A 13896-nucleotide genomic window follows, 5' to 3' on the forward strand; every position below is an offset into this window, starting at 1 on the left:
AAGAGTTACGGGCAGCAGAAGACCCAGAGTTTGAAACATTTTATACCAAAAACATTTTGTTGAACGAGGGTATCCGAGCATGGATGGCACCTCAAGATCAACCACATCAAAACTTTATATTCCCTGAAGAAGTATTACCTCGTGGTAACGCTCTGTAATAATTTATGAAGGGATAAATTTTAAATCCTTTCATGGCTCCTACATTGTTAGTTTGTAGGAGCCATTATTTTTGGAAGATTAGGCACTTTTTTCAATCCAGCGTATATACAGAACTTTTCAAGTTAAGTGATGAACAGTGGCGGAATAATAATATTCACTCATTAAATGATTGGATAGTCTTTACCTTATAAACCAGCAATGTACTTTATATTTTTGTTTTTTTTAACTAGCATATTTGTTATTTTAATAGAGATCATCTCTCAACCTTTTTTTGGTTATTACTCTGTATCTAAAACTCTTAATTTTTGCTTATTAAGTTATTGAAGTCCTGAACTGAGAAAAAAAAATTAACAAGACAATTGCATTCTCAAATTTTTGTGCTACTATTATTAATAGTAAAAGTTATTAAAAACCGCTTAGGGATATAAGGAGGTGATGCCCATGCAAGATAGTAGTAAACGCTTGGGTCACCAGATTGGAAAATACCAGCTGTGTGCTGGGGCTGGACTCTAGTAGCTAGCTTGTTTCCCCTTCTAGGGGAGTTAAAATAAATTTTAACTAAGCTGATCTGGGGTTTCTCTCAGCAGTTAGGTTTCAATCAAGGTGACCCGCTAGACCGCTCTTATCTTGAAGTAGTACTAAAGCATTTGCTAACATACTACTTTATGATAAGAGCGGATAGTTTTTGGATAATTTTATGAGTAAATTGCTGAGTGCAGAAGAAATTAGTCAACGTGTTAGTCAATTATCAGACTGGAAGCTAGAAGGAAATAAACTTCAGTGCGTAAAAATATTTAAAAATTTTGTCGAAGCAATTAGTTTTGTTAATCAATTAGTAGATCCAGCCGAGGCATCACAGCATCATCCTGATATAGAGATATCTTATAATAAAGTAATAATTAATTTAACGACCCATGATGTAGGCAGTTTAACAGAAAAAGATTTTAGCATGGCTAAACAAATATCTGCTTTAGACTAAGCTAGTTTTCGTAGTTCGATATAAATTTAAGGTAACAGCTCAATAATCCGGGGTGAATCGGTAAAAGATAAACCTCAAATTACGTAAAATATTTTCTCAACTGGTAGTCTACCCCCATTTATTGAGCGGATACAATTTAAGTTAGTCTAGTACGGATTAACTGACCGAGTATTTATAATAGAGTTATTAGTTAATAAATTTTCTAATTAAAACTGAAATTAAGCAAGCAAAAACTAGAATTTTGATGCCTTTAAATTCAAAATAATTTTCTTTAACTATATTACTACCCGAAAGTTAAGTGTATTAATTAGTAATTAAGTTTGTTCAGGATAAAGGCTAGTTAATAGCCCTAAATTATGTTCCAACTAAATATTCTCAAGTGGATGCAAGAATCTGCTACCGAGAACACAGAATTATTGATAGAGCAGCTACTACATATTGGTGCTGCCCTTTCAGATACTTACGATTTGGGCGATATTTTACATTTAATTTTATCCAAAAGTCGGGAGATAACTTGTAGTGATGCAGGTAGCGTCTATCTAGTAGAAAAAAAAGGAAATCAACCTACTAGGTTATTGTTCAAGGTAGCCCAAAACGATTCCTTGCCAGACTTTTCTTTCCACGAATTGGCCATCAATATGACACCGAAAAGCTTGGCTGGATATGTTGCTCTTACAGGTGAAAGTTTAAACTTATCAGATGCCTATAATTTACCTTTAAGTGTACCTTATAAATTTGACAAAAGCTTCGACAAAAATACTGGTTATCGTACTTGTTCTGTGTTAGTTTTACCTATGCAAAATAGGTCTCAAGAAATAATTGGAGTGCTCCAGTTAATTAATCGCAAGATTAACTCAAATGCAGTATTAACAGCGAAGAATTTTCAAGAATTAATTCAGCCGTACTCACAATGGGAAGAACGAATAGTAAGTTCTCTTGCTTCTCAAGCAGCTATATCAATAGAAAGAAATCATTTACAAGAAAATATTGAAAATCTATTTGAGGGCTTTGTCAAAGCATCAGTACAAGCAATAGAAGCTAGAGATCAATGTACATCAGGTCATTCAGAACGAGTAGCAAAATTAACAGTAAGCTTGTGTGAAGAAGTTAATACTATTACTAGCGGGCCTTTATGGGCAGTGTCCTTTAACGAGCAGCAAATTAAAGAAGTTCGGTATGCTGCTTTGCTGCATGATTTCGGTAAAATTGGAGTCCCAGAAGCAATATTAACAAAACGTAAAAAACTTTATGAAGAACAATTAGAGCTGATTCAGCAAAGATTTTCTGTTGCTCAACGTACTTTGGAAATGGAATCTGCTCAAGCCAAGTACAAACATTTACTAGGACATTTATCTGACATATCTCAACAACATACTCAAGAAAATTGTCCTCTATGCCAAAAAATTGAAAATCTGGATTTAGAACTAGAAAAAGCGATCGCCAAGCTTAATAACTATTGGCAAATAGTATTAACCGCTAACGAGCCAACTATAACAACAGAAGAACCACTGAAACAACTGAAGCAATTATTACTTTACACTTACAAAGACATAGACGGTCAAGTTAAATCACTAATTACACCGGAGGAAATGGCTCAACTAGCAGTTCCTAGAGGTAACTTGACTTTTGAAGAAAGAAAAGCTATAGAGTCTCATGTAACTCATTCTTACGAATTTTTGAAGCGGATTCCCTGGACAAATAACTTACAGCAAATTCCAGAAATTGCTTATGGACACCATGAAAAATTGGACGGCAGTGGTTATCCCAGGGGACTAAAGCAAAAAGATATTCCTATTCAAGCCCAGATTATGGTTATTGCAGATATATATGATGCTTTAACAGCAGGAGATCGCCCCTACAAACAAGGTTTGCCTGTAGAAGTTGCTCTCAGAATTATGCGTCATGAAGCAGCCCAGAATAAAATTAATAGCAACTTCTTGGAACTATTTGAACAACGAGAAGTCTTCTCCATACTAGGACACAGCAAATAAGGTACACTCAAAAAAGCAAAAATTTATACTAGAGATACAAAGATCAAAAATTAATTAGGCCATGGCTAACAGAATAAAAAAATTCTGTATAGAGGTTGTTGATAAAAAAAAATTGTGATAACCTGTCACTCAACTACCGAATCTATTTATCAAAAAATCTTGAAAGAGGACTCCCGCTATAATCGCGAGATTTAGCGGTTAGAGGGGGCGTAAAAATTGCACGGGAAACCAACGCACACAGCCCCTCATAGATTTCAAAGTTATAAATTAATTAAGTGGTGGTGAATCAATAGTAGAGGGTTAATAGCGGTGGGGCACACCGTTCAATAAAAGCGCACCGCCTGCGCTGAGGTTTCCTCAGCGTAAAGACGGAGCAAGAAAAGCTTGTGGAGACGGTCTGGCAGGGGTACAGCTCAACTTGTTTGATTTGTTATCTAGTTAAGAGTTTGTGAAGCAAGAATCCCCCGTTATAATCGAGCGATTTAACGGTGGGAGTGTCAAGTAAAAATCTTAGGGTTAAAAATTAAATTTTTAGTAAAACTCACAGAAAGCTCTGTTTGTGCTGTAGATAAAGTTGAACAAACCTCAAAATTTGTTCTAAGATTGGAAGTATTTTTAAGATTGCTTGTAAGTCTAATCCTGCCAAGAGCTACCTAGACTCTGAAAAAAAATTAGACTATTTGCACCTTTGCAACTCCTTCTTAATAATCAAGAAGTTGCAAAGCTAAAACTATGCTAACCAATCAAAATTAACTGATAAATATAGCCAAATGGTCTCTCTGCGATCGGTGTGAGGATGAGAGGGAAAATGTCAAAAAAATTCTGGAATTGTCTACTATTTAGTCCAGCAGTCTTGGGAGCAACCCTTGTTGCATCCTCAGCCGCTGTAGCGACTGAAAGTAAATCAGCAAATCTGGTTGTTCAGTCCCAAGATACAAGCATAGAAACACAGGAAACTGAACTATTAGCTCAAGTCCCTGGAACAAATTCAGCTAATTCCGTTGCTAATGCACCAGCAACGACCATAAGACAAATAAACCGCTACGGAAGAGAAGGTCGTAACCTTCGTCAACCAAGTCTTCGTAATCTTAACAGAGGAAATAGAAGAAAAGCAAAAGGCCAAGTTACTTCTGTATCTCAACTTTCTGATGTTCAACCTACAGACTGGGCCTTTCAAGCACTACAATCCTTAGTTGAGCGTTATGGATGTATTGTTGGATATCCGGATGGTACTTATAGAGGTAACCGTGCTTTAACCCGTTTTGAATTTGCGGCTGGTGTTAATGCTTGCTTAGATAGAATTACTGAACTCTTACAAGCTGCCATAGCAGATACAGTAAGTAGAGAAGACCTGGCAATTCTACAAAGATTACAAGAAGAATTTTCTGCTGAATTAGCTATTTTGCGGGGTCGTGTTGATGCTCTAGAAGCTCGTGCTGCGGAATTAGAGGCCAATCAATTTTCGACAACTACTAAACTTAGAGGTGAAGTAATTTTTGCCTTTGTTGATAACTTTGAAGACCAAGGGCGATACGGAACCTTCAACGATAATACACAAGACGAAGACCAAACAGTATTTCAATACAGGGTACGTTTGAATTTCAACACTAGCTTTTCTGGTGAGGACTTATTATTTACAAGGTTACAAGCAGGTAATGCTCAAGCATTTAACCAGAAGATAGCTGAGGCTGAGGGACAGCAAACTTTTAATGTTCTTAACCTCACAGATGATACGGTTGAGCTAGATAAACTTTTCTATAAGTTCCCTGTCAGGGATAACATTAGAGTAACTATTGCTGCTAATAAAGTAAGTTGGTACGATTTTGTTCCTACTCTCAACCCTTACATGGAAGATTATGATGGAGGAAGTGGTTCTTTAAGTGCTTTTGGTCAAAGGAGTCCGATCTATCGTTTAGGGGGAGGTAAAGGACTTGGCGTTGAGTATGATTTTGGTTGCAAAGACCAATATGCTTGTGTCTATAGTCCATTTTCTGTATCTTTTGGTTACTTAGCAGCGGAAGGTGAAGATCCTCGGGAAGGAAGAGGTTTATTTAATGGAGATTATGCTGCATTAGCACAACTAACTTTTACTCCAATCAAAAATTTCCAAATTGGACTTACCTACAACAAAGGCTATTTTGGACCAGGAAATTTTGGATATGATGATGGTGCAGCTACAGGTCTAGGGGATAATGGCAGTTTAAACAGTGGCTTTGTGGGGACTGGTGTTGCCAATACTATCTTTGGTTTAAATGCAGAACTTAATGACCGCCGACCAGGTTCAGTTAATATTGCCCAGCCAGTTTCGACTAATGCTTATGGTGTACAAATGTCCTGGCGAGCAGCTGATTGGGTAACTATTAATGGCTTTGGTATGTATCTTGATGGGAAGCTGATTGGTTTAGGTGATTTTGAACAATGGAGTTATGGAGCAAATTTAGCTTTCCCCGATCTGTTTAAGGAAGGTAGTTTAGGTGGTATTGTTGTAGGTCGGGAACCCTACATGAATGAACTACAAGTTCCTAACGGGTTGGCATCGGGATTACGACAAGATATGTCATGGCACATAGAAGCATTTTACAAATATCAAGTTACAGATAATATCTCGATTACTCCTGGTGTAACTGTAATTACAAATGCTAACCAAGATGATGATAATGATGAATTAATTATCGGTACTATTAGAACTACATTCCAGTTCTAGTGATTAGCTGAAGTTATTAGGGTGGAATTCCACCCTATACACCTTAAAAGTTTTAAAAGTTTATTTATTGCAATTTATCTAGGATTACTCAAACTACATACATATAATTCTGAGAGTTAAAAATTCTATACTTGAATTATCAAATTATCCTGATAGATATAGCAGAAAAAAGAAGCAAGGAGGAAAAAGTTAGTTATCTAGAAGAAAAAAAATCTTGTGTTGCCTGAGTTTTAATCTTTTGATATGTCCGCCCTCTTTGCTTCGACTACTATAATAATTAACAACTTATTTGAAAACAGATTCCTCTACATTTCTGTTCCCTGTTTCTTATTTTGGTAATTAACATCAGTAAACTAAATTTATTTTTAACTATTTTTATTGACAGATATTAAATGAGATTTGATGTTGGCTTGAATTCAAAATTTATAAATATATAAATTAGCAAGTAGTTATATACTATCTTCTTAAGGGCTACTCAAAAAGGGGCATTGCACAGTGACGAATGATTTGAGATTTTTGATAAACAAGATTTTGGATTAATTAATTGCTATAATTAATAATTAATATTAGGTTTTTTTTAGTCAAAGTCTAAACTATTTTTTGGCAATATAATTCCATAATGTGCAACCCCCAAAAAGGTTGTATAATTACAATTTTTGTCTTGAAAATTTGGTAAATTATTTAAGTAAGTATATGTGAAAACTAATTTATAGCAGTCGCCAAGGTGCTTAGGACATAAAGGAGAAATATAGGGTTGGCGGAGGCTAGCCGCAGCTATATCGCCTCTATGAAATGGTCTAATAACTTTGATTCTTCTCTATCCTAATCGCCCTGGCAGTTACTATAACTTATGTTTCGAGGTAAATAAAAGTTAACAACAGCGTATCTGTCTTGAACACAGCTCCAAAGGATCGAGAGAGAATGGAGAAAGTTAGCCATATCCGTATATCCAATTGACTAACAAAAAAAATAGAAAATATATTTGATTAAAAATCAACTTATTATTTAGTAGTAAGTATACAAACTTATAAATTAGTTTTAAGGTTTTTTAAGAGAGAAGATTAACTCAATAATTTTGATTAAACAATATGCTCAGAAGAACATAAAGAAAAAGAAAAAATATATAAATCTGTAAGATTCAGTACATAAGATATATATATATAAACCCAAGCAATCATAGCTAATATTGGGTATACTTATCAAAAGAAAATAGAAAATAACTTAATATAAATTAATTTTATACTTTTGCTAATAATGTGAAGTCATGAAAAAAGTAGAAAGTATTTTTACATAAATAAAACATACTTTACTTTAGCTGCAAATAAACTTTAAGTTTAGCATAATAAACAATTATTTTCTATCAAATTATAAGTAGCCCTCAGCATACTATTTAGGATAAAAATATCATGCGTATTGCTCATAATATTACTGAATTAGTAGGTCGCACACCTCTAGTACAATTGAATCGTATTCCTCAAGCAGAAGGTTGTGTAGCCAGAATAGTAGTAAAGTTAGAAGGAATGAATCCTGCTGCCTCTGTCAAGGACCGCATCGGTGTTAATATGGTTAATGCAGCAGAGCGTGAGGGATTGATTACACCAGGTCAAACAGTATTAGTTGAACCAACATCTGGAAATACAGGTATTGCTCTAGCAATGGTAGCTGCAGCTAGGGGTTACAAGTTAATTTTAACAATGCCAGAAACGATGAGTTTAGAGCGTCGTTCTATGTTACGCGCCTACGGAGCAGAACTGGTTTTGACCCCAGGTAGTGAAGGTATGAAAGGTTGTATCACAAAAGCACAGGAGATAGTTGAGTCAACGCCTAAGGCATATATGTTACAACAGTTCCAGAACCCAGCTAATCCACAAATTCATCGCCAGACTACAGCATTGGAAATATGGGAAGATACAAATGGCCAAGTAGATATTTTGGTGGCAGGTATTGGTACTGGTGGAACAATTACAGGTATTGCAGAGACTATTAAGCAACGAAAGTCTGATTTTCAAGCGATCGCTGTGGAGCCTTCAAATAGTCCAGTCTTATCTGGTGGACAACCTGGACCTCATAAAATTCAGGGAATAGGAGCAGGTTTTGTCCCGTCTGTTCTGAATCTGGATATCATAGATGAAGTGGTTCAGGTTGCTGATAGTGAAGCAATTAGTTATGGTCGTCGTATAGCTAAAGAGGAAGGTATCTTGTCAGGTATTTCTACAGGAGCAGTTCTTTGTGCAGCAATAAAGGTAGGTCAGCGACCAGAAAATCAAGGTAAATTAATAGTAATGATTCAGCCTAGTTTTGGGGAGCGTTATTTAAGTACTCCACTATTTCAGGAACCAGAACAAACTCTAGCTACAGCAGTTAGCTAGATATATTTAGTTAGCTAAATCTAAGAACCCATTCTTGTCCCCATTGTGGCATTGTAATAGATCGTGACTTCAATGCCGCAATAAATATAAAAAATAGGGCGGTGGGGCATCCCGTCCTTAAAGCTCGTGGAGTCCGACGGGGGACCGGGACCGTGAAACGAGAAGCCCGCACTATACCGAATGGTTAGTGTGGGAGTATGTCACTGTGGGACTTACACATTCACGCAATACTAGATTTTTGGCAAATTTAGGTCATCAGGAAAAAGTAACAGGAATACTTAGTTTCTGCATATTAGTTGATTTGAATTTCAGTTTGACAAAATGCCTCAATATACGTGCTCAAAACTATAGTGCTATATATTTGCGTAGTAGTGTTTGATGAGAATTGTAAGTACCTGACTAATTTGGGATTATTTAAAGCTCTGCAAAGACTAAGTATTGTGATGAGAAAATATAATTAGTCTTCTACCTAACGGAAAGTCAAATTTAATCCCAGTTCAAAATTTAGCAGAATTCATATTTACGGGAAATTCAAATACCTTATATAATTTTCTACTCACTATTGCTATCTAGAATCTAAAATATTTAATCTATCATTATCAATTTAAAAGTTTGTTTATTTCATTGGTAAATTATTGATAACAATGAATAAAATAAGTAATGGAAATGTAAAAACTTAGATTCTATTGTAAATATTGAGTAGAAATAATTTTATGGTCACTAGTGATTATTACAAAACTTTGAATGTTAATCCCACAGCAACTCAGGGACAAATTAAACAAGCTTATCGTCGTTTAGTGAAGTTATTTCACCCAGATGCTAATACAGAAATAGCAGACCATGAACGTATTATTAGCATTAATGAAGCTTATGAAGTATTGGGCGATCCCCAACTTAGAAAATCTTATGATCAACAATTTAATCAACACGATCAGAAATATACTAATACAAAGCAAAGTTACTATAAGCAAAATAAAAGAGGTAATAATGCAGATGAAAATCTACAAAAATGGTTAAATCAGGTTTATAAACCAGTTAACAAAATTATAATTCAAATATTAAAACCTCTAAAAAAGGAAATTGATTATTTAGCAGCCGATCCGTTTGATGACCAACTAATGGAATCATTCCAAAATTATTTAGAAACTTGTCGGCGCTTGCTCAAAAAAGCTCATAATTTATTTAGTTCTCAGCCAAATCCATCTAATTTTGCAGGAGTAGCAGCTCATTTATATTATTGCTTAAATCAGGTTAGTGACGGAATAGAATATTTAGAATTGTTTACTCTAAATTATGATGATTATTATTTACATACAGGTCAAGAACTATTTAGAATTGCTTCTAGATTACGCCAGGAAGCACAGGCAGGAATAAATGGTATTTTATAACTTTATTTATTCTTGAGGATAGAGTGGAAAAGTCATACCAATTTGATAAATATTTATCACACATCATAAAATATTGATTATAACTACTTGCTCTTGATAGAAACTGCTATAAATCTTAGATTTCAAGATCACTTTTCTTTAGTTAAGCGTTTCCTAACTCTCAGATATTTTTGACACAACTACGTTGAGGATTACTATATTCTTTGATCCAATAGTATTAGATATTATATTAGCTCATTACGAAAATTTATCTCTAATTTTTGCCATTTTTTTTATAGACTAAAAGTTAGTTTCTGGAAATGTATACTTTTTCCATTTAACATGAAATCCGGTTATACAATTGTCCTACTCTATACTTTATATTAATGTAGACTTAATGTAGACATAAAATTCCAGAATATCCCTAGATAATTCTCACTCTCATCCTTCCTTTCTCTTTTCTCTTTTCTCCTTTCTTCTGACTACTAACTACTGAATTATACGATAATATCATGTCCGGATAATTAGTGATAAAAAACTTTCTCCTTCTCCTCTTATACCAATTACCAAAAGTAATGCTATACTTAGGTAACACTTCAGTTATTAAGTAATTAAACTATCCTAATAAATTTTTTGCTAATTTGAGCATATTTAATATGAACTATTATTATTTTTACTTCTCCCCCACTCCCTTACTCAAGAAAATGTAGAAAAGTTTTTGAGAATATGGTATTATTTCTTTTCTCCTGAGTCCTGACTCCTGAATCCTAATTTATTTAAATTCCAAAAAGAGTTTGAATCCGATTTCTAATCCTAGTAAAGGGAGTATTTTCTGAAGAACTACGATCAAGTAATCCTAATTCTTGTAATGCCTGTCGGCGTTCACAAAGCTTTCGAGAAATATCAGTAGCCAAACTAGGAGATTCTTCTAATAATCTTTGCAAATCATGTTTTTCTATTACAAATAAAATTGAATCTTCAATAGTTTTTACTGTAGCTGTACGAGGAGAACCCAATAACAAAGACATTTCACCAAAAAATTCTCCTTCGTGAAGAGTTGCAATATATTTACCAGTTTTTTCAGAAATCACCTCAATAGCACCAGAAAGAATAATGTAAAAAGAATCTCCAACATCATTTTCTCTAAATATAATTTGCCCTTGAGGAAATAACTGTCTATAACCATATTCTATTAATTTTCTGAGTTTTAAATCAGTAAGACTTTCAAAATAAGTGACTCTTCTGAGTAGGTCTCGCAAAGTCCAATTATTTGGTGATTTTAATGCTGATTTTTTAGTTTGTTGAAAACTACTATGTTTTTGCTCACAAAAAACACCATTTTGAGAAAAAACTTTATTTTCGCTATTATTTGTAAAAATACTACTGTTAAATAAGGTACTCAAATCTTGTGGATTTTTTAACCATAAATCTCTCTGAGGAAAGGGAATAACTATATCCTGCTGAGTCAATTCATGCTCAATTAAAAAATTCAAAGAACTTTGAATTATATCGCTATCTTGAGGATGGTCAATCCAAACTAATAACTCAAAATCTAAAGAACTATCACCAAAACCTTTAAACCATACTTTAGGAGAAGGACGGTTTAATACACTCGTTTCTGCCCGAGCAGCAGCTAATAATGCTTCCGTTACTAACAGTGGATCGCTACCATAAGCAACTCCAACTGGCATATGAAGACGACTTTTAGGATCTTTATAACTCCAGTTAATAATATTATTTTCTACAAATTTTATATTAGGTACAATTACAAATATACCGTCAAGAGTACGCACAATTGTAGACCTAATAGAAATATTTTCTACTGTTCCTAATAAATTGTCTACTTCAATAAAATCTCCTACCTTAATAGGTTGTTCAAATAAAAGTGTTAAACCACTAATAAAGTTACTAGCAAGATTTTGTAATCCAAAGCCAAGTCCAATACCTAAAACTCCTGCTAAAACTGTAATAGTTCTCAAATCTATACCAGCTCTTTGTAAAACAATTAAAATTCCTAAAATGGCGATTATATAGATAATAACTGAGGCGATCGCTTCTCGATTACCCCGGTCTAAACCCATACGAGTTAGTAGTAATCTCTTGATTCCTTCTCCAATAGCACGAGCAATAATTAAGACTGCTACACCTAATAGAATTAGTCTGACAATAGCACTTATAGAAAGATGATTATCTCCAATATAAAAAAGTGGAGTTGTTAATGATCTAGATAAGTTTTGAAACCATTCTTTCCCTTGTAAAAAAATCCAATTCATACTTGTTGTAAAACTATTTTTACTTCCAGAACAAAAACTTACAGCCTTTTGCACGACTAATTGTTACAGTAATAGCATTGAGTAAATAATAAGGTTTCATTTTTATCTTTGCTTATTGCTTTGAACATTGTACCTAATTGTTCTGCAAAGTGCTGTATAGTAGTTGGCGACTTTATTAAGTACATATAGGTTTTAGAGAATAAGACACTGAAAAGTTTGCATTTCAATTGTTACTATTTCATCTAAAATAAGTTAACGCTAAATTTTTGAAATGAATTTAAATTTTTAATTATTATTTTAGTGGGTTGATGAAGATTCACCAAATAATAGTTATTTATATATAGTAATCAGGAATCATATGTGAGAAACTGATAGAGAAGTTATGGAACTTATAGATGGAAGAACTAGATGTTTTGATTGAGTCTAATTGAAAACAAGAGGATTGACGAAAAGGAAAAATTTATCTTGTTTATACTTGTAGAGTTACAGCCAGTGGTACAGCTATACAGAGGCTTTAAAGCTTAATTTTCAATATTATATTCGGATAATTTCTGATAAATAAAATTATAGTTATCTAGATAAAATTTAATTATTTACCAGGGAAAAATTCCCTGGCAAAACTAATCAAAAAGTATCCTTTACTTTAAAATTGTTTTGGAGACAATTCTAGTTTTTTTCCGGTCTGATTCAGAAAGTTCCTCTCCATCTTGTAAACGAGTCGCACTGGTTTGTAAAACAGTTGCTGCTCCTGTATCTCCCATTTGTAATGCTGTTTTAGCAGCAGTTTGTAACATTGTAGCAGCACCAGCTCGATCGCCTTGTTGCAATTTGGTTTCAGCTATTTGAGTTTGCCTATATTTTGCTAAAGCTAAAATATGATTTTGTACTTCCGAATTAATTTGAGGCTGATATTTTTCCGTAACATTAGCTTCAACTAATATAGGTTCAGAAAGTAAATCTTCCTTACTTTGAGCAGGGTCATCATAACGAACTTGTAATTGAACGATCGCTTGTTTTCCTTCAGGTAATTGCCCAATATAAAGATTAACTAGAACTACCCTTTCTACATCTTTCATTAAATCTCCCAGTCTGACCATAAAACGGTCGTTCTCTTTTTGTACGGGCAATTCAATAGTATCTGGTGCTACTTGTGCAATAGGCTTAAGTTCTGCTAATCTAACTCTAGGCATCAAAGATAATCGTAAATAAGAATTAGTAAGTCCCACAGATTGAATCCGATTAAACAGTCTGCCAAATTCCTCTATTGCCTGTTCTGGACGTTGAATATAAGCAAGAGTCCCCCCACCTGCATCAGCTATTTTTTCCAGAACATCTTGATTCCAATCATCACCAAACCCCAGGGAATTTAGAGTCATACTATAATCAGTAGCCAACTTTGCTAACTTAAGACAACGGTCATTGTCCCCATGTTCATTTTCTCCATCAGTTAATATAAAAGCCTGGGAAATAGAATCTTTTTGGCCTTTATCTAACTCTTCTATTCCTAACTTCAAACCCTCATCAATAGCTGTACCACCAGAGGATCTTAATCTGTTAATCTCGCGCTTAATACTACCAGGGTCATTAATAATTTGATTAGAAACAATCACCTTAGCTCTATGGTCAAAAGCCACAACTGAAAGGCGATCGCCCTCCTTCAATTTATCTACAAGTTGTCCTGCTGCTTGTTTGACAGTTTCCAGCGGTCTTCCTTCCATAGAACCACTATGGTCTAAAATCAAACATAGGTTTAGTGGTACAGTTCTTTCTAGCTCATCAGCTAGAGCCGAAATAGATATGGCCAGTTGACGTTGAGATGAAGATTTAGTGGCATCAATATTGGTATCGTTAAGAACTGAATGTAGATTAACTTTCATAAATATACTAGAAATTTTACTACTACTTATTTCAGGATATATCCACAAATTTGACATCCTCTCCCATTAAATCAAAGATTATAACAGGAGATTCCCAAACCTCGCGATTTAGGTTTACTGCTTGAGTGGCACTTATCTAGACTGTTCCCAGTCCCCGACAGTACGCCTAGACAGTCA

Annotated in this window: 7 protein-coding genes and 2 pseudogenes; 7 read left to right on the forward strand and 2 right to left on the reverse strand. The window is 34.3% G+C overall.

Annotation, left to right across the window (positions count from 1 at the left end):
• The 7 genes and pseudogenes from F6K27_RS29395 to F6K27_RS29425 all read left to right on the forward strand — a co-directional run.
• A pseudogene (locus F6K27_RS29395) lies at nucleotides 1-158 on the forward strand (photosystem II protein D2); the annotation flags it as partial.
• 698 nt (nucleotides 159-856) lie between these two features.
• Nucleotides 857-1138 (forward strand): 4a-hydroxytetrahydrobiopterin dehydratase, encoded by a 282-nt coding sequence (locus tag F6K27_RS29400; RefSeq protein ID WP_124144685.1) that lies wholly within the window; start codon nucleotides 857-859, stop codon nucleotides 1136-1138.
• Between the two features lie 356 nt (nucleotides 1139-1494).
• Nucleotides 1495-3129 (forward strand): HD domain-containing phosphohydrolase, encoded by a 1635-nt coding sequence (locus F6K27_RS29405; RefSeq protein WP_287279489.1) that lies wholly within the window; start codon nucleotides 1495-1497, stop codon nucleotides 3127-3129.
• An 808-nt stretch (nucleotides 3130-3937) separates the two neighbouring features.
• Nucleotides 3938-5833 (forward strand): iron uptake porin, encoded by a 1896-nt coding sequence (locus F6K27_RS29410; protein ID WP_287244628.1) that lies wholly within the window; start codon nucleotides 3938-3940, stop codon nucleotides 5831-5833.
• Between the two features lie 1406 nt (nucleotides 5834-7239).
• Entirely contained in the window at nucleotides 7240-8202 is a 963-nt protein-coding gene (cysK, locus tag F6K27_RS29415) for a cysteine synthase A (protein ID WP_124144681.1), read from the forward strand.
• Nucleotides 8203-8234: 32 nt separating this feature from the next.
• A pseudogene (locus tag F6K27_RS29420) lies at nucleotides 8235-8390 on the forward strand (zinc ribbon domain-containing protein); the annotation flags it as partial.
• Between the two features lie 525 nt (nucleotides 8391-8915).
• Complete coding sequence (locus tag F6K27_RS29425; RefSeq protein WP_287279490.1) at nucleotides 8916-9590, forward strand: J domain-containing protein; 675 nt, start codon at nucleotides 8916-8918, stop codon at nucleotides 9588-9590.
• Nucleotides 9591-10345: 755 nt separating this feature from the next.
• Here F6K27_RS29425 and F6K27_RS29430 read toward each other — a convergent pair.
• A complete protein-coding gene (locus F6K27_RS29430) occupies nucleotides 10346-11842 on the reverse strand; it encodes a cyclic nucleotide-binding domain-containing protein (protein WP_287279492.1) in 1497 nt (498 codons plus the stop codon).
• 638 nt (nucleotides 11843-12480) lie between these two features.
• Nucleotides 12481-13719: a VWA domain-containing protein gene (locus F6K27_RS29435; protein ID WP_287279491.1), complete on the reverse strand. Its 1239-nt coding sequence runs from the start codon at nucleotides 13717-13719 to the stop codon at nucleotides 12481-12483.
• Between the last annotated feature and the right edge of the window lie 177 nt (nucleotides 13720-13896).

This window comes from Okeania sp. SIO2F5 (assembly GCF_010692685.1).
In the GTDB taxonomy this organism is placed as follows: domain Bacteria; phylum Cyanobacteriota; class Cyanobacteriia; order Cyanobacteriales; family Microcoleaceae; genus Okeania; species Okeania hirsuta.

Bases quoted from the DNA above. Each gene is read 5' to 3' on its own strand.
- F6K27_RS29400 (WP_124144685.1), top strand. From the start codon at position 857: ATGAGTAAATTGCTGAGTGCAGAAGAAATTAGTCAACGTGTTAGTCAA.
- F6K27_RS29405 (WP_287279489.1), top strand. From the start codon at position 1,495: ATGTTCCAACTAAATATTCTCAAGTGGATGCAAGAATCTGCTACCGAG.
- F6K27_RS29410 (WP_287244628.1), top strand. From the start codon at position 3,938: ATGTCAAAAAAATTCTGGAATTGTCTACTATTTAGTCCAGCAGTCTTG.
- cysK (WP_124144681.1), top strand. From the start codon at position 7,240: ATGCGTATTGCTCATAATATTACTGAATTAGTAGGTCGCACACCTCTA.
- F6K27_RS29425 (WP_287279490.1), top strand. From the start codon at position 8,916: ATGGTCACTAGTGATTATTACAAAACTTTGAATGTTAATCCCACAGCA.
- F6K27_RS29430 (WP_287279492.1), bottom strand. From the start codon at position 11,842: ATGAATTGGATTTTTTTACAAGGGAAAGAATGGTTTCAAAACTTATCT.
- F6K27_RS29435 (WP_287279491.1), bottom strand. From the start codon at position 13,719: ATGAAAGTTAATCTACATTCAGTTCTTAACGATACCAATATTGATGCC.